16 protein-coding genes and 1 tRNA gene are annotated in these 17,378 nt (G+C 48.9%); 11 read left to right on the plus strand and 6 right to left on the minus strand.

What is annotated here, in order from left to right; all coding sequences use genetic code 11:
* Positions 1 to 2,661, minus strand: coding sequence for a putative LPS assembly protein LptD (locus ACFQRK_RS02805; protein WP_379003415.1), 2,661 nt, complete (start codon positions 2,659 to 2,661; stop codon positions 1 to 3).
* Between the two features lie 150 nt (positions 2,662 to 2,811).
* Between ACFQRK_RS02805 and ACFQRK_RS02810 the strand changes: the two genes are divergently transcribed.
* The 4 genes from ACFQRK_RS02810 to tig all read left to right on the plus strand — a co-directional run bounded on the left by ACFQRK_RS02810 (position 2,812) and on the right by tig (position 6,337).
* Positions 2,812 to 3,645 (plus strand): N-acetylmuramoyl-L-alanine amidase, encoded by an 834-nt coding sequence (locus ACFQRK_RS02810; protein ID WP_379003417.1) that lies wholly within the window; start codon positions 2,812 to 2,814, stop codon positions 3,643 to 3,645.
* 161 nt (positions 3,646 to 3,806) lie between these two features.
* A complete protein-coding gene (locus tag ACFQRK_RS02815) occupies positions 3,807 to 4,751 on the plus strand; it encodes an MlaD family protein (RefSeq protein WP_379003419.1) in 945 nt (314 codons plus the stop codon).
* Between the two features lie 90 nt (positions 4,752 to 4,841).
* Positions 4,842 to 4,923, plus strand: a tRNA-Leu gene (locus tag ACFQRK_RS02820).
* A gap of 64 nt (positions 4,924 to 4,987) precedes the next feature.
* Positions 4,988 to 6,337 (plus strand): trigger factor, encoded by a 1,350-nt coding sequence (gene tig, locus ACFQRK_RS02825; protein WP_379003421.1) that lies wholly within the window; start codon positions 4,988 to 4,990, stop codon positions 6,335 to 6,337.
* 84 nt (positions 6,338 to 6,421) lie between these two features.
* Here tig and ACFQRK_RS02830 read toward each other — a convergent pair whose 3' ends face one another.
* Together ACFQRK_RS02830 and ACFQRK_RS02835 are read right to left on the minus strand one after the other, a co-directional pair.
* A complete protein-coding gene (locus tag ACFQRK_RS02830; RefSeq protein WP_379003423.1) occupies positions 6,422 to 7,195 on the minus strand; it encodes a copper resistance protein NlpE N-terminal domain-containing protein in 774 nt (257 codons plus the stop codon).
* A 66-nt stretch (positions 7,196 to 7,261) separates the two neighbouring features.
* Positions 7,262 to 9,790, minus strand: a complete 2,529-nt coding sequence (locus ACFQRK_RS02835) for a cation-translocating P-type ATPase (protein WP_379003425.1) — start codon at positions 9,788 to 9,790, stop codon at positions 7,262 to 7,264.
* On the opposite strand from ACFQRK_RS02835, the gene ACFQRK_RS02840 reads away from it, so the two are divergent.
* The 3 genes from ACFQRK_RS02840 to ACFQRK_RS02850 all read left to right on the plus strand — a co-directional run bounded on the left by ACFQRK_RS02840 (position 9,783) and on the right by ACFQRK_RS02850 (position 10,904).
* Positions 9,783 to 10,118: an endonuclease V gene (locus ACFQRK_RS02840; RefSeq protein ID WP_379003427.1), complete on the plus strand. Its 336-nt coding sequence runs from the start codon at positions 9,783 to 9,785 to the stop codon at positions 10,116 to 10,118. The genes ACFQRK_RS02835 and ACFQRK_RS02840 overlap by 8 nt on opposite strands.
* A 161-nt stretch (positions 10,119 to 10,279) precedes the next feature.
* A complete protein-coding gene (locus ACFQRK_RS02845; protein WP_379003428.1) occupies positions 10,280 to 10,627 on the plus strand; it encodes a hypothetical protein in 348 nt (115 codons plus the stop codon).
* Between the two features lies 1 nt (position 10,628).
* Entirely contained in the window at positions 10,629 to 10,904 is a 276-nt protein-coding gene (locus ACFQRK_RS02850) for a Txe/YoeB family addiction module toxin (protein WP_379003430.1), read from the plus strand.
* Positions 10,905 to 10,923: 19 nt separating this feature from the next.
* Here the strand turns inward: ACFQRK_RS02850 and ACFQRK_RS02855 are convergent, their stop codons facing one another.
* Genes ACFQRK_RS02855 through ACFQRK_RS02865 form a run of 3 tightly spaced genes read right to left on the minus strand, consistent with a single transcriptional unit; the run spans position 10,924 to position 14,146 of the window.
* Positions 10,924 to 12,057 carry an L-dopachrome tautomerase-related protein gene (locus tag ACFQRK_RS02855; protein ID WP_379003433.1) on the minus strand — a complete coding sequence of 378 codons (1,134 nt, stop codon included), beginning with the start codon at positions 12,055 to 12,057 and terminating at the stop codon, positions 10,924 to 10,926.
* 11 nt (positions 12,058 to 12,068) lie between these two features.
* The gene (locus ACFQRK_RS02860) at positions 12,069 to 13,202 is read right to left on the minus strand and encodes an aldo/keto reductase (RefSeq protein ID WP_379003435.1); all 1,134 of its coding nucleotides are present in this window, start codon (positions 13,200 to 13,202) and stop codon (positions 12,069 to 12,071) included.
* On the minus strand, positions 13,199 to 14,146 hold the full coding sequence (locus tag ACFQRK_RS02865) for an aldo/keto reductase (protein WP_379003437.1): 948 nt from the start codon (positions 14,144 to 14,146) through the stop codon (positions 13,199 to 13,201). The genes ACFQRK_RS02860 and ACFQRK_RS02865 overlap by 4 nt, the downstream gene beginning before the upstream one ends.
* 310 nt (positions 14,147 to 14,456) lie before the next feature.
* On the opposite strand from ACFQRK_RS02865, the gene ACFQRK_RS02870 reads away from it, so the two are divergent.
* The 4 genes from ACFQRK_RS02870 (at position 14,457) to ACFQRK_RS02885 (ending at position 17,354) form a co-directional block, all read left to right on the plus strand.
* Positions 14,457 to 15,329 (plus strand): aldose 1-epimerase family protein, encoded by an 873-nt coding sequence (locus tag ACFQRK_RS02870; protein WP_379003439.1) that lies wholly within the window; start codon positions 14,457 to 14,459, stop codon positions 15,327 to 15,329.
* A gap of 3 nt (positions 15,330 to 15,332) precedes the next feature.
* On the plus strand, positions 15,333 to 15,875 hold the full coding sequence (locus ACFQRK_RS02875) for an NUDIX domain-containing protein (protein ID WP_379003441.1): 543 nt from the start codon (positions 15,333 to 15,335) through the stop codon (positions 15,873 to 15,875).
* A 36-nt stretch (positions 15,876 to 15,911) separates the two neighbouring features.
* Positions 15,912 to 16,703, plus strand: a complete 792-nt coding sequence (locus ACFQRK_RS02880; RefSeq protein ID WP_379003444.1) for a Cof-type HAD-IIB family hydrolase — start codon at positions 15,912 to 15,914, stop codon at positions 16,701 to 16,703.
* Positions 16,704 to 16,772: 69 nt separating this feature from the next.
* Positions 16,773 to 17,354 (plus strand): TIGR00730 family Rossman fold protein, encoded by a 582-nt coding sequence (locus tag ACFQRK_RS02885; protein ID WP_379003445.1) that lies wholly within the window; start codon positions 16,773 to 16,775, stop codon positions 17,352 to 17,354.
* Positions 17,355 to 17,378: the final 24 nt, after the last annotated feature.

Below are 17,378 nucleotides of genomic sequence, written 5' to 3' on the forward strand. Positions count from 1 at the left end.
CTAAAAGCCTCCGAAATTATCGTTTCGTTTGGTCAGTTTTAAGTCCTGGAGGATGGAAGCCTTTGCGCGGATCGTCACGTTATAGCTTTGGAACCGCCCGAAAGGTACCCAGCCAAAAGACATATCCCAGCAATGCAAATCGCGGTATATGCTGAAACGGGTCATGGAAATTTCCTTCTGCCGGAAATCATAACCCGAGTTAAATTGGACTTTCCATTTGGGGGTCAGGCTGAAATCGCCGTGAATGTTTAACGTTGCCGTAACCGTTGATCGGTTTCCGGGATTTGAATACTGGAAACTGAACGACCCCGCCAGGTTCCAGGGAATGTTAAAATCCACAAACGCGTTGGGATCCGAACTGATGCGGGCTAATTGCTGCTGTTGCTCGGGGGTCATGTTCGGTTTCTGGGCGTCCAGCGAATCAAGTCCCTGTTGGCGGCTTTTGTTCGCATCGGGATTAAGACTGTAATCGAATGACAAACCAAATTGCGTAAGACGCGCAAGTTTTCCGTCCCTGATGGCATAACGGTTTACCCGTCTTCCTGTGGTTTGGTCATAATTGTACGGGTCGAATGTTCCGTTGAAATTGAGGTTGATCTTCTGGTTGAATAGTGCGGTCCTTCCCGAAAAGTTGATATTGGATAATTTAAAGGAGTCGGCCACGAAATTATAGTTTCCGCTAAAAGTTAATCCCTGAAGGATAGGTACTTTTTTGACGCCGCCGTCTGTGGTATCCTTCTTACTCAGGATTTTTGCTTCCAGGTTGTTATCAATGGAAAAGCCGATTCCCATGGAACGACCACTTCCTGGAGAACCATATTTGCTCCCCTGAAAGATCGAGTATAGATTTTCTTCGCCCCTTGCATCGATGTATCGGCGGTAAAATCCGTACATTGGGTCTGAGAAGTCCGGCCGATAATTGAGGTTAAAGGAAGGGGTGATGACATGGCGCATTGCCTGTATTTTGCCGATTTTGGGATACATCCCGTAGATTTTGGTGGATAAACCGGAGGACACCGAATAATCGTATGACCGACGGAAGCCCCTGACCGTATCACGTAACTCTTCGTATCCGTTTACCGTATTTTCCAACCTGCGCCGGTAGGTCTGGAAGTGCCATCCCTCATTGTAATTTACGCTGGTATTGAACTGGAAGAATTTCAGCACATTCAGCGAAAGGCTTACTGGGATGCTATGCTGGAAGCCATGTTGGAATTGGTCTAGCGTTTCTTTGCTGAATAAGCCGGTTTCCCGGGCATTGAGTGTGTTGTCTCCCCGTAAAGAGTAACTGACATTGATCCGCTGGTACCATTTTTGTTCACCCACGCGGTCTTTGGAGTCAAAGGGGTTGAAAGAGGCTACACTGAGCGAAAACGTGGGGAGATCTAAGGAGAGCGTCTGGTCGGCCATGTTCTGGGAATGCCGCATACTGGCTGTGAAATTCACTTTGCCATCAGCAAACGTCCGTCCGTAGCTGATGCTGGAGTTCATCGTGTTCCGGGTGATTTCTTCGTAATTGTAGGAAGCATTGGCGGCCGTGTTGTGTGCATATCCGCTGGTACCGAACTGTACGCTGGCACTGAACGTGGTGCCCGGATTGGCCTCCTGCAATTGGGTATGGTTCCAATTCACCCGGAAATCGTGCATCGCCCGATATTGGTCTGTTCCTTCTACGCCACTTTTTGTATTCGCAAAATTGATGTTAAATCCGCCATTGAACTTATAATTTACCCGGTAACGGGTTAGGATTGCCGTTTCCCAGGAACCCTTTGAATAAAGCGTTCCCCGCAATTCACTGTCCCAATAGTCATTGAATGCCAGATACCAGCCGATATCCCGCATAAAAAAGCCTCTATTGAATTCCTCACCGAATGTAGGAAACAAAAAGCCCGATGAGCGTTTGTTCGGCTTAGGGAAAAAGCCGAAGGGAATGGTGATGAATCGCAGGGGAACTCCTTCCATCACGAGGTAGGCCGGTCCAGAAATAATTTGGTTCTCCGTGACGATTCCCTTGCTGATTTGGATGCCAAAATGTGTATGCGGTTGGGGCAAATTACAGGTACTATACATGCCATGGTAGAGTGACATCTCATTGTATTGATTCTTTCGAACCCGGCTTGCCTGGATAAAGCCGCCGTCCACTTCTGTGAAAATGCCGAACGTGACCCCATTGCCGGTATCAAAATTATAGCGCAATGAATCCACGGCTTTCGGGGGTTCGTTATCCATAATGACAACAGGCCGTCCCGAGTATTTATTGTTGTGATCGATGAGCCCGCTGGCAAAAACTTCGTTGGTCGACTGGTTTACACGAATGTAGTCGGCCGCGAGTTCAAACGTTTCGTATTTGACTTTCGCATCGCCGTATAGATGGATGATATTGGTCTTTAGGTCGGTCACCTGAGAATCTGCCGCAGCAATCGTAACCATCGCTTTCAACCCGTCGGACGAGCTGCGCCGGGTAGTGTCGGATCGGCCGTTGAGCGAATCCACCTTCAGTGTGTCTGTCTGCGTGTTACGGGTGGTGTCGGGAGGTGCCGTTGCCGGGGGATTTTCCTGTCCGGATACCGAAACACAGGAAAATACCGTTAGGATTAGTAGTGGGATTGAGACCTGTTTGAGTCGCCGTTTAACCGAAGAAATGAATAAAGAATAACTCATGCAAGCTTCGTCACCGTTAAAAAATAATTTATTTTGATGAAAAAAGACAGCAACAGACCTCAAATTTGACAATGAATACTATTTTTGCAATAATTGAAAATTGGCACAAAATTAATTAAAATAGTTAGGATTTTGGTGTACTACCTCGACATGATAAAACATCCCGCAACATATATATTTCGTTTCCTCGCCTTTTACCTACTAATTCCAACGATTTCTTTTGCAAATAAGTATCAGGATTCTCTGTATACGGTAAAAACGATCGTCCTGGATGCAGGACACGGCGGAGATAAGCCGGGCACTAAGGGGGCAATATCTTTAGAGAAGGACGTGGTGCTGCAAGTAGCTTTAAAATTGGGAAAAGCCATTGAATCCGAAATACCTGGGGTGAAGGTGTTTTATACGCGTACTACAGACGTAGATGTAGAACTATATAAACGCATTGAATTTGCGAATGATAAAAAAGCAGATCTATTTATCTCGATTCATTGCAACGCTACTCCTGCGCGCAAACGACGTAATAGCAAAGGAAGATATTATTATGTGCAGGACAAGACCGTCAGGGGGACAGAAACGTTCGTTTCCGGGTTTGGTAGGTTGGGCGAGCAAGATGCTGCGCTGCGGGAAAATGCTGATATTCTCCTAGAAGACAACTATCAGGAGAACTACCAGGGCTTCGATCCCAACGATCCCGGGAGTTATATCGTGTTTTCACTGATGAAAAATCAATTTCGGGATAAGAGTATCCGGTTGGCATCGCTCATTCAGGAGCAATATGTCAAGTCTGGTAGGGAAGACCGCGGCGTACAAGAACAGAGTTTAGCTGTGCTGGCGCGTGCCGGAATGCCGGCCGTGTTAACCGAAATCGGATTTTTAAGCAATCCGAACGAGGAAACGTTTATGAACTCGGAAAGGGGACAAGCTGAGATTGTAAATAATCTGGTGGAGGCTATCAAAGCATATAAGCGACAGGTTGAGCGTTGACGGGCGGCAGACGCTAAGGTGGTGTTAAACAAAGCGCGGTGAACGTTGTTTATTGGTAATCCGGGAAGGTAGGTCGCCATTGCTGAAATGAAAGCAACCGCCAGACGTCCAGAACGGGTCGAAATGGAATAAGGCAATTGACAATCAATAACTAACAAGCTTTGAAAATAGCAAACGAAACGAAAGTAGGTATATTGGCGGTGGTAGCCATTGCCATCTTGATTTTGGGATACAGCTTCCTCAAAGGAAACGATGTGTTCAGCAGTGACAACACCTTTTATGCAACGTATGACCGGGTAGATGGGCTTACTGAGTCCAAGCCCGTTCTCGTAAATGGATACCAGATTGGCCGCGTTTCAGATATGCAATTGCAGTCCGACGGCCGTATCCGGACCGAATTCAAAGTACAGCGCAATTATGCCATACCAGCCAATACCGTAGCGCGTTTAGCCAGTACAGACCTGTTGGGCGGCAAGGCAATCATTTTTGAACTTGGAGATGGCTCGACCTATGCGAAGGATGGTGATGAACTGAGTGCAGGGATCCAGAAAAATATCATGGAGCAGGTTGAGCCGATTCAGAAGAAAGCTGAAGACATCGCCGCGGTGTTAGACTCGGTACTGAGCTCTATCAATAACACAATCAATAAAGATTTTCAGCGCGACTTCAACCGAAGTATCAACAGCATCGCCAACTCCCTCCAAAATCTCGAGGGCATTACCCAACAGTTGGATGGGCTTGTCGTTTCTGAACGGAATCGGATCAGCCACATCATGGGGAATGTTGAATCCATAACCGACAATCTCAAGAATAACAACGAGCGCATTGGCAATGTATTGGCTAATTTGGATAGTATTACGGACCAGGTAGCCAAGGCCAATTTTGCGCAAACCATTCTCAGTGCCAATAAGGCGATGGCCGATTTTCAATCCATTACGGATCGCATCAACCAGGGCGGAGGATCGATTGGTATGTTGTTGAATGACGAACAATTATATACTAATCTGAATCAAGCTTCGCAAAATTTGGAGGAACTCATTGCCGATATGAAGGCCCGGCCAGGTAGGTATGTGCATTTCTCTGTGTTTGGTCGTAAAAGGGATTGAAAATTGAAGATACGTTGAGAATTGAAGTGAAAAAAGGTGTTGTCATTTTAAAGAATTAACTTTACCTTTGCAGTCCAAATAAAATCCTATGCGGAAGTGGCGTAATTGGTAGCCGCACCAGACTTAGGATCTGGCGCCGAAAGGCGTGGGGGTTCGAGTCCCTTCTTCCGCACTTGGATCCTCCCGAAAGCATCGGGAGGATTTTTTATATATGCGATAAACGCTTAAAATTGAGTATGAACATTTCACACCAGAACATCGACGAAATCAATGCCGTCATCCGGGTAGACCTCAGTCCCGAGGATTACAATCCCCAAGTAGACAAAGCCATCAAGGAGCAAGCAAAGAAAGCCAAGCTGCCGGGATTCCGCGCGGGGATGGTGCCAGCTTCCCATATCCGGCGTACTTACGGGAAAGCCATTCTCTTTGACGAGATCAACCGGTTGGTAAGCGATAAGATCAATCAATATATCAGCGAAAACAAACTCGATATCTTAGGACAGCCACTACCTAAGGAAGATGATAAAAGTGATTATAATTGGGATTTTAACGATGCGTTTTCTTTTAATTACGAAATCGGATTGGCGCCGCAATTTGAAATTCCATTCAATGAAAAGTCGAAGTTTCCAGAATATGTGATCAAAGCGGATGAAGAGACGCTGGAAGCACGTATCAAAAACCTCCGTCGCAGCTACGGTAAGATGACCAACCCGGAGGTTTCTGAAGACGGAGATGTGCTGTATGGTGAGTTGAAGCAGCTGGATTTCGACGGAAATGAACTGGAAGGTGGGATTGTCAACACAGCTTCAGTACGCACCGATTTGGTGGAAGACAAAAAAATCAAAAAAACACTGATAGGGCTGAAAAAGGATGATGAGCTGACGCTGGACGTCAAGAAGGCCTTCAAGAATGAATCTGATATCGCCCGTATCGTGGGTATCAAAGAAGAAGAGGTTGAATCGTTAGGCAACACGACCTTCAAGCTGACTGTTAAAAACGTAAATCGCCTCGAAGAAGCGGAATTGACCCAAGAGTTCTACGACAAGTTATTCGGAGAAGGCGTTGTCAAAACGGAGGCGGAATTTAAAGAGAAGGTGCGGGAAGAGGTTGAAAGCATGTTCGTGCAAAATGCCACTCAGCGCTTACAGAATGATCTATATCTGAAAGGGTTGGAAGCGGTGAAAGTTGATTTTCCCGAAGCATTTCTCAAAAGATGGCTGAAAGCGACCAATCCCGAGATTAAAGAAGATGAACTGGAGGAAGGTTTTGCGGATTTCGTTAAGAACCTGAAATGGACATTGATCGAAAACCGTATCATCACCCAAAACGGTTTGGAGGTGAAATACGAGGAAGTGCTCGCATTGGCCAAGGAGCGTATTGCTGCACAGATCAAGTTATATAGCCCCGGACAAGAACCTACTGATCAACAATTAGCACAGTATGCAGTACAGCTGCTTAGTGAGAAGGAACAAGCCAACCGTCTATTCGAAGAGATGAAAGCGCTGAAAGTATTCGATTACCTCAAAGGCTTGGTGAAGCTCGAAAAGAAAGAAATCGAATACAATAAATTTTTGGAATTGAAGTAAGTAACGTTACAATCCAATAAAAAAAGAGGCTCTTCGAAGCCTCTTTTTTTATTGGATGTGTTCTCCGGTTTATCGCTTATTCGCTCATTTTTCTTTGGCTACAAATTTAGCCAACGGCGCCATCCTTGCACGAAATAGCTGGAGGGTATCGCCTTGCAGATGATAGCTGTCGGCCGATTCCAGTGCACGTCTCAACTCGTTTTCCACTTCCATGTTTTCGCAGGCCATCATGGTGCCGATCAGCTGCGAAAATTTGATCCGGTTCGGTTCAGACAATTCGTACGTGCCACCCATGCCGTTGCATCCGCCGGAAGCTTCCACCCGCTGGTCATCGCCATTTAACTGGATATAGGGCTCTTTTTGCGTTGACCCCTCTGCAACGGCCTGTCCTTGTATTTCGATCAGCTTCCAATACCTTCCCGTGATGGTTTCCGTCACCCTATTCAATACGTAATGTTCGGCCAGATTCCCCGTGATGCGATTGCCTTCCATATCGAGGTGGAATAGTCGGTTTTCGCCGACCTGGAATTTTTCACCGCGGTCTGCAAGCGTGACCTGGTTGCCATTTTTATCCCATGTGAATTTGCCTGACTCCGTAAATACGGAATCACCCCGCTCTAGATACCGTGTTTTTAGTTGATAAGTGTTGTTTTCATTCAATGTGAGTACATACCGGATGCCGGGGCAGTCGGCGCAAGGAAGCGTTCCTTGGTAGGTACCGCTCCAATCCAGCGAATTGCGGCTGTTGTGCGCTGTATCCGCCCCCTGTTCGGAGGAAGCTGTCCGTTTGGTTTGGCATGATACAGCAGCGACTGTCACGGCCACCATGCAGTAAAGGGTCCATTTTAGATTATTCATCTCAATTAACTTTTTCTAAGCACTTTTCGTAAAACTAACAAAAAAAGTACCACGTATAGCAAACAATCAGCCGTTTGATATTTTAGGGATCAAAATTTTCAAACCATCGATGGCGATTACACAGGCGGCAGATACCGTAACGATTAATCCCATGGCCTCAGCAGGCAATGCCACGGTTTTGAATACCGGTTGAAGAAAGGAGCCATACACCAGTAGCAGTTGTAACCCTATCGAAAATAGAATGGTGGCAAGTAAGAACGGATTCCGGAGCAATGCAAGTCGAAATACGGATGTATGTAAACTTCTGACCACTAAGGCGTTTCCCAGTTGCACGAAACTGAGCATCGTGAATACCATGGTTTGCTGGGTCGCGGTATCATAGCCTTTGCTCATTGCTACGAGTTGCAGCGTGAATGCTCCGATGGCCATCAATATTCCGGTTAGTACGATCCGGGGAATAAGTCCGCCGGCAAAGAGGCTTTCATCCGGTCGCCGCGGCGGTCGTTGCATGGTGTTTTTCTCCGCTGGTTCGGATGCCAGCGCCAATCCCGGCAAACCGTCTGTGACGAGGTTTATCCAAAGGATATGGATTGGAAGCAATGGAATGGCCAATCCCAGCGTCGGAGCGAAAAAGATAACGAGGATCTCGCCAAGGTTACATGACAATACATAGCCGATAAACTTGCGGATATTGTCGTAGATGCGGCGCCCCTCTTTGACGGCTTTGACGATGGTGGCGAAATTATCATCCAGCAGAATCATGTGTGCTGTTTCTTTCGCAACATCGGTTCCGGTTATGCCCATGGCTACCCCGATATCCGCTTGCTTCAACGAAGGCGCATCGTTGACACCATCGCCGGTCATGGCCACAAATTCGCCGTTTTGCTGGAGGGCTTTCACAATGTTAAGTTTCTGCTCGGGCGACACGCGCGCATACACAGCGGTATGCGCAACCTGAGTTTTGAGCTCATCGTCCGAGAGTTTGTTCAAATCGGCGCCGGTAAGCGCCTTCTCCTCGCCGGAGGCGATCAGTTTCAACCGTTCGGCAATGGCTACCGCCGTTAGTGGTTGATCGCCGGTGATCATAACCGGCTTGATCCCTGCCGTCCGGCATTGGCCGATGGCTTCCACGACTTCTTCGCGCGGTGGATCGATCATGCCCGCCATGCCCAGAAAATCCAGTTTTGCTTCTAGCGAGGCATTCAGCTCTTCCGGTTGTTCATCCAGCCATCGGTAGCCGAAGAAAAGTACCCTTAGGCCTTCACGAGCCCATTCGCGGTTGGTATTCAGCCACGCTTCTTTCTCATCCGCATAGTCGATCGACAACGCCTCGGCAATTTTTCCCGGCGCACCCTTTACCAGCAGGAGGTACCTGTCATCCCGCTTATGCAAAGTGCTCATACGCATGCGTTCGGAATCAAACGGCAACGTGCCTACAACCGGATACTCCTTTTCCGCTTCCTGTCTATTCATTCCGCTTTCCGTTGCGTAGGTTACCAACGCCACTTCCGTAGAGTCGCCCAAAGGGTTTCCGTGTTCGTCAAACCGGATTTCGTTGTTGAGCAGGAAAGCATGCAATAGCAGTGATTCCCTGTCTTCCGTATGCCAGACTTTTTCCACGGTCATCTTGTTTTTGGTGAGCGTGCCGGTCTTGTCGCTACAGATATAGGTGACCGATCCGAGTGTTTCGACGGCAGGTAATCTTCTTATGAGCGCGCGTTGCTTGACCATTCGGGCTGCGCCGTTTGCCAGGGCGATGGTAATTACGGCGGGCAAGGCTTCCGGCAGTGCCGCAACGGCTAGCGATAGGGCGGTCAGAAAGATCGTTAACAGCTCTTCACCGCGATATAAGCCGTATGCAAATATGGCCACGCAGATAAACAGTACGATAAGGACCAGCTGTTTGCTGAATTTGTGGAGCCGTCGCTGCAGCGGAGTTTGTTGCGATTCGCTTTCGAGCAGGGTGGCAATTTTTCCCATTTCGGTGTTCATCCCCGTTTCAGTAACCACCATCCGGGCCGATCCATTACTTACCACCGTTCCTTTAAAGACACAATTGAGCTGGTCGCCGGGCAATAAGCCGTCCCCTTGAATAGGGGCAGTGTGTTTCTCGATGGATTGGCTTTCTCCCGTGAGCATGGCCTCGTCGATCTTCAGCGCACTAATTTTCAATAATCGCCCATCGGCCGGAACGATGTCTCCCGCGTTAAGGAGCACGACATCGCCCGGAACCAGCTGGCTGGCCGCGATTTTGGAGGGAGTGCCATTCCGAACCACTAAGGTGTGCTGAGCAGCCATTTGCCTGAGTTTCTGGATGGAAGCCTCTGCGCGGCTTTCCTGGATGTAGCCGATGATCCCATTGCCGAAAATGATGCCGAGAATGACGTAAGCATCGGTATGCTCACCGACTAAGAAAGAAATGACGGCTGCAACGGCAAGAATGGCAATCATGACATCCTTGAACTGGGCAACCAAGATGGCAAGTTTGGGTTTTTGTTTACCGCCTTCAAGTTCGTTCGGACCGAAACGCTCCCGCCGTGCGGCGATGTCGGCTTGGTTCAGTCCGTCCGCGGCACACCCCCGCCGCTTGGGCATCGCGACGCACTTCGGTGTCGAGACCGGGCAACCCAGTATCGGATGTGCGAAGAAACTGTTGACGGGCAGCTATGACGAACCGGGGCTGCTTGTAGGCAATCACAGCCCAATTATAGCCGGTGCCGAGCAGATCGGTTATGCGTTTCGCAGCAAAAGCAAAACCGCTCCCGTATTCATTTCGCCGGGGCACCTATTGGGCATGGAAAACAGCCTGCAAATCATCCGGCAATGCATTGGAAAATACCGGATACCGGAACCGACTCGGTTGGCGCATGAACTCGTGAACCGGTTTCGGCGCGGGGAACTACCAGAGGGGGTGGGGATGTGAATAGAAATAAGACGCTGCCCGCTGGCTGCACGGGGGAATATCGCTTCGGGTCTGACTACGATAGTTGGTTGGGGATTATTTCTGTGTAAGACTTTTCCGTTTTGCAAACCCCAATAAATGTTGCTACATTTGTGTACACAATAGTGTTAACGGTGTAGGTTATGAAAGTGATTACAACAAGGGAAATTCGGAGTGAAACTAAATTATATTTCGAGTTGGCCGAAAAGGAGCGCGTAGCGGTAAAGCGTGGAAAGAAATTTGTCAATCTGATTGTAAGTGATGAACCTGACCGGGTTTTTCTTGATGAAAACTGGGTCAAGGGGTTTATGGAAATACCAGCGGAGCATCGTATTAATCCTTTTGAAATCAGTCCGTCAGGGGATCTGTATTATGCGGATAAACGAAATGTGGAACGCTTGAAAGAGGCTATCAGTGATCCCGAACAACGAAAGGTAGTCAAAACTGTCAAAAATAAAGCTGAACTTCAAACCTTCCTGGAGTCTTTATGACATGCCGTATCAACTAACTTTTTCAACAAAGGCGGAAAAAGATATAGCCAAGCTAAAAAAAACCGATCAACCTGCCTTCAAGAAGCTCACGCAGCTTTTGGTAGAAATCATGGAACATCCGTATACAGGAACTGGTAAGCCCGAACAGTTAAAATATAACATGAAAGGACACTGGTCGAGGCGTATTTCCCATAAACATCGGCTGGTTTATGAGGTAATTGATCATACTGTCACCGTCAAAGTTGAATCCGCATTTAGCCATTACGGTGATAAATAGTCGTCATTTGTGGTAAAGCCTACGGCAACTTTACTTTATAAATCTGATACGGATATGCGACCTTATCTTCGCCATCGTTCCACTGCGGGTCGCGCTGCAATTGCGCACACGAAAAATAGAGGTATCCGTCCGAACCAATCCCAAACGAATCCGGCCAAAGCAGGCGCGAATCCTGCACAAGGGTATGCAGCTTGCCATCGGGTGAGAGGTACTTGATGCTGTAGTCCATGGACGAAGTCAAATAGACATTGCCTTTTTGATCGGCAATAAGGCCGTGGGTCACGGTCGTTTTGCCCATGTCTTCCACATGCGACGCCAGTTCGCGGTCGATCAATGACGGATCCGCTAGGTACCGGGTTTCGATGCGATAGAGGTTCAGCTTATTGATGGGCTTGAAGTAGAAATACCGATTGTCTTTGGTCAGTGCAATGCCGTTGACATTCGAGCGGAACGGATTTCCTTTCCCATCCCGCATTTCCTTACCATCATAGGTAAGGATAATCTCCGGATCCGCAGTGGTAAACGGTTGGTCCTTGAGTACGGTACGTGTCGTGCCGGAGGCGAGGTCAAGCACAACAATGGCGGCACGGCCGGGATCGGACAGGTACGCTAAGTCCTTATCCGTATCGATACGCATGTCATTGAGTCCGGACGTGCTCTTGTCGAGACCATCAAACGTATACACCCGCTCGACCCGGTTGGTTCCGAGGTTGATTTTCAATAGCTTGAACGCACCTTCGGTTGGCGTGCCGCTGCCGTTCGCGCCACCGAATATCGAACCCTTGGGGGCCGGCTTGGAGTCCAATACCCAAAGATTGTCTTCGGTATCGACGTATAAGTCCTGCACATTGACAAAGCGCGTGGCGGAATCGCCCGTGGACGCGTTCCAAGCCTCATCCGGAAAGGGCAGGGGCCGACCGTCCACAATTTCCGTGAGGCCGTATCGATAGTCTTTGCCCTGGTTGGGAAAAGAAACGAATAACCTGTTTTCCGACGATACACTGACACCGATGGCCCGGCGTTTGCCTAAGTCGGCAACGGGAATCAGCTGATCACTATGATAACGTTGCTGACCGCTGGTATTCAGGCTGGTCGTCGTTCCTAAAAAGGTTAACAGGATAGTCATCATTCCGTATTTCCTAGAGATTGTCATAGCCTGTATGTTTATGAGCCCACGGGACTGTCCGGATGAATAAGCCCTTCATCCTTCAACGCCCTCCACAGTTCTGCAGGTACATCGGTATGGAACGATTGCATATTTTCTTTCACCTGTTCCGGTCGGCTGGCTCCTGGGATGACCGACGCCACCACCGGATGCTGTGCGGCGAACTGCAGGGCAAGGGTGGATACACTTACTTTATACGGATCGGCGATGGCTTTTATCCGGTTGCGTTTTTCCACCATATCCTTCGGCAAACCGGGCCCGTAATTCCAGCGATCCAAGCCTGCCGCAAATCCACCGTTCAATGGACCACCGATGACAGCCTTGACATTTTTTGCCGCCATTGCGGGAAACAGGTTTTTAAGGGCATCTTCGTGTTCGAACAAGGTATATTGGATGGCGACTAGCATAACGTCCGGATCGGCCACCTCCAGGGCCTTCAAGATGGGTTGCGGTCGATTAACACCCAGGCCCCATGCTTTGATAACCCCTTCTTCGCGCAATTTGGTCAACGCAGGGAAAGCACCCTTGGCCGCGATCTCGAATTGTTCCATCCACCGGTCGCCCAGATCGCCATTGTCGGGCGAGAGGTCGTGCACAAATACGACGTCAATGGACGACAGACCGAGACGCTGTAAACTGTCTTCCAGGGAACGTTTCACGCCGTCGGCCGTGTAGTCGTAGCGAAACTTAAAATTAAGCTGACCCTTCCATAGTCCGGCCGACCCGGGCTCAAAGTTTGGGTCGGCTTCGAATATCCGGCCTACTTTTGTGGATAAAAGGTATTCAGACCGGTCTTTTTCAAATAGGAAATGCCCAAAGCGGCGTTCACTCAAACCGTATCCATAGAAAGGGGAGGTGTCGTAGTAGCGGACGCCGGCGTTCCATGCCGCTTCCAGGGTTTGATGGATCTGTTCGCTGGTGTTGGTGTGCCAGCCGTTGCCGGGGCCTACGCCGCCCAATCCGTAAGGTTTGGGAAATACGAGTGTTTTTGATACGTTGCTCATTGATTCATCCATTGTTGAGGTTCGACTACGGTCGTGACGTGCTTCGGCCCACCCTTTCTCTGGGGTGAGCATTGCGCCTGCCGCGGCCATTACGGTAGCTTGCTGAATAAATGTTCTTCGAGTTGTCATCCTTTGCTTACAGTATCTAATTGTTCGAGGTCTTCACGGTCCAATGCTAACGTAGGGGCAGCAAAGATTGTATCCAATTGTTGCCTGCTGGTAGCGCTGACAATCGGCGCTCCGACGTGCGGCTGCGCCAGTAACCACGCGAGCGACACAGCACCCGGGGTCGATCGGTGTTTGGCGGCTACGTTATCAAGGGCTTCCAAGATTGCCAAGCCTTTGGGGTTCAGGTATTTTTTGACGCCACCACCGCGCACGCTCTTGCCAAGGTCAGCTTCGCTCCGGTATTTTCCTGTGAGGAATCCTGCTGCCAACGCCCAATATGGGAACACCGTCAACCCATACTTCTCTGCCAATGGCGCATAATCGGTTTCGTAACCGGCGCGTTCCACGAGGTTGTAATGTGGCTGCAGGGCCACATAGCGAGGGAGCCCTTCCTTCTCGGCCACCTCAAAAGATTCCGTCAATCGCGCAGGCGGCACATTTGAGGCAGCAACGTAACGCACTTTGCCGGCCTTGATGACCTCGTCGTACGCCGAGAGTGTTTCCTCCACAGGCGTCTCATTGTCGTCATAATGGGTATAATACAAGTCGATGTAGTCGGTCTGCAGCCGTTTGAGGGATTCGTCTACCGACCTTAAGATATGTGGTTTGCTGATATCAAACCCATGTTCTTTGGTTTCAGAACCTACCTTGGTGGCGATGACGACCCGACTGCGGTTGCCGCGGCTCTTCAACCAGTTGCCGATAATGGTTTCCGATTGCCCGCCTGTGCCATTTACCCACCATGCATAGGTATCCGCGGTATCAATGAAGTTGAACCCGGCTTCCACGAACGCGTCCAATATCGCAAAGGACTCTGCTTCATTGAGCGTCCAGCCAAATACATTTCCGCCGAAGTTAATCGGTGCTACTTCCAAATCCGATGTGCCGATTTTGATTTTTTTCATTCGATTTATTATCTCAGGTTTCATATGTTGCGCTTACTGTTAAGTAACAGCGGTAAGTTAATAAGGTTTTTAGGCGAAAGGCAACTTCAAACGCCATGGTTTTGTAAAAAATCGGAATATCGGTTCACGGGGACCTGAAAGGGTTATTGACCGCAATGGCCGATTACCCCAGCAAAGCTGGAATTGACCTACGGCACCTTCAGAGGTGAATATGATAACCGAATCCGCGGATGGAAGTGAACCGAAGATTTCCGTTGCAAAGGCCGATTGGTTTAGCGACTTTTGCGGCGGAAAAAAATGTTTTGCTCCTATGACTTTAGAAAATGGATTGATACGAGCGGAAATCACTGCGAAGGGAGCAGAGCTCAAAAGCTTGAAATGCATTCAGGATGGAGTCGAGCGCTTGTGGAGCGCTGACCCGGCGTATTGGGCCAAAACGAGTCCGGTGTTGTTTCCCATCGTAGGTACCCTGAAGGATGATACCTATTTTTACAAGGGCAAATCCTACCATCTGCCTCGTCATGGTTTTGCACGCGATCACGTTTTTGAGCATAAACATCTCGCTGACGAAGAGGTCGTTTTTACCCTCCGTGACACGGAAGAGACGCGTAGGGTATATCCGTTTGCTTTTCAGCTATCGCTACGGTATAAGCTAGCTGGATACACCTTGAGTTGCAGGTATGAGGTTAGCAATCCCGCCACCGACGAACCGCTGTTTTTTTCCATCGGGGGGCACCCAGCGTTTGCCGTGCGCACGGATGTAGATGGCCTTCGCTACGAAGACTATTACCTGCAATTTCCTGATGACGAGGTGTTGAATTGCCACGTTCTCGATGGAAATCTCATTGGCGGTCACACCCACACCGTTCCCCTGCACAATCACCGATTACCGTTGCGTCATGAGTTGTTTTACGGCGATGCGTTGGTAATGAAAACGTTGCAAAGCCGGGAAATCACATTAGCCAACAACATAAACGAGCAAAGTATCCATTTCCGATACGAAAACTTTCCATTTTTTGGTATATGGGCGGCAAAAGATGCAGATTTCGTTTGCCTCGAACCCTGGTGCGGTATCGCAGATGCGGCCACGCACAACCAGCAGTTGGAAGACAAAGAAGGTATCCAGCGTCTCGAAGCGGGAAAAACGTGGACAAGAAGTTGGGAAGTGGAATTGATCAAATAGTGAATGGAAGCAAATAATTGGGATACCATCGGCAGCGAAATCGTGTATGAAAATCCGTGGATACGGGTGGAGCACCGCGATGTGGTTACGCCTGCTGGAAGCCCTGGCATATACGGCGTAGTTAAATTCAAGAACAAAGCCATTGGCATCGTGCCCGTAGACGAAGAAGGGTTTGTTTATTTGGTCGGCCAATACCGCTATCCTTTAAGCGAATATTCGTGGGAAATACCAGAAGGTGGTGGACCCCTTGGCGAAGACCCCTTGGCGACTGCCCAACGCGAACTCAAAGAAGAAACAGGCCTCATCGCTGAACGCTGGCAGCGTATCGGCCGTATTCATACCTCCAATTCGGTTACGGACGAAGAAGGTTTTATCTTCCTTGCACAGGGCCTGCGGCAAGGGGTTGCGGAACCGGAGGAAACCGAAGAACTGCACATTAGGCGCATTCCCTTGCAAGAGGCCGTAGCCATGGTGATGCGCTCTGAGATTACGGATTCAATTTCCATGTGTGGGATATTGATGGTCGCGCGGATGCTAGCGGTATAAATTGCAAACTACAGACAGAATGTCGACCTTTGTGTCATGTCAAATCCCAAAGTTCAAGCTGTTTTTTTTGATATTGACGGCACCCTCCTCGGTCTGAAGAGCAAAGCAATACCAGATTCCACTCTGGAGGCCCTGGCTTTACTCAAAATGCAAGGAATAAAAATTATCGTGTCGACGGGCAGGTCTTATGAACATGCGCAGTTTTTGGCATCTTATGGGTTTGATGGTTTTATCACCTTCAATGGGAGTTATTGCGTGGATAACGTGGGCAAGCCGTTTTTCCGGCACACGATTGATATTGATGATATTCGATTATTGCATAATCATCTGCATACAATCGATAATTTTCCGGTCGGCGTAATGACGACCGAAGGATCGTTCATCAGTGATATCACCGATGATGTGACCGCGATTTTCAAGCTGTTGAAGCTTGAGGTACCTCGCCCGCAACCTTTTGCCGACGCATTGGAAACCGAGGTGCTGCAACTCAATCTGTTTATCGACGAAGATAAGGAAGCCCACTTGATCAATAAGGTGCTGAAAAACTGCGAGTCGAGTCGCTGGTGCCCCGAATTTATCGACGTCAATGCGCGTGGAATCAGCAAACAAATCGGCATGGAGCAATTCTTTGCACGGTTCGGATTATCAGCGGCACGGACGATGGCTTTCGGCGACGGCGGAAACGATATTCAAATGTTGCGTACGGCTGGTATAGGTGTCGCCATGGCCAACGCTGGCGATAACGTGAAGGCTGTCGCGGACTACGTAACCGACACCACCGAAGATCACGGTATCTGGAACGCCCTTAAACACTATGGTGTCATTTAATGGGATACCAATCTGTCATGAAGATCATCAACGGATGGTGCGTACCGTCTGCATCAAAAAGTATAGTCGATGAATAATGTAGTCGTTTTCTGCGGTTCAAGTAAGGGAACCGACACCATTTATGAGGAACAAGCTTACCTGCTAGGTAAAACGTTGGCTGATTCCGGTATCGGTTTGGTATATGGCGGAGCCAAAGTAGGGCTTATGGGGGCTGTGGCCAACGGTGCATTGCAGCATGGCGGCCGGGTGATCGGTGTACTGCCTTATTTCTTGCAGACCAAAGAAATTGCGCATACTCGACTCACGGAACTCATCCTTGTGGATACGATGCACGAACGGAAAACGAAGATGAACCAGCTCAGCGACGGAATCATTGCATTACCCGGTGGCTTTGGTACCCTAGAGGAATTTTTCGAGATGCTTACCTGGGGACAATTAGGGCTTCATCGGAAGCCCATGGGGCTGTTGAATACGAAGGGGTTCTATGACCAATTGATTGAGCTTGCGCGACATATGGTCGAAAAGGGGTTTTTGAAAGAAATCAACCGGCAGATGTTGATGTGGAGTGCAGATATCCCGGATTTGCTTCATCAGATGCGGAACTATCAGCCCCCGGCAGTGGGTAAGTGGATAACACAGGAAACTACCTGATGGCGGCGTTGCGGTATTTCTTTA

This window comes from Parapedobacter sp. GCM10030251 (assembly GCF_042666505.1).
In the GTDB taxonomy this organism is placed as follows: Bacteria; Bacteroidota; Bacteroidia; order Sphingobacteriales; family Sphingobacteriaceae; genus Parapedobacter.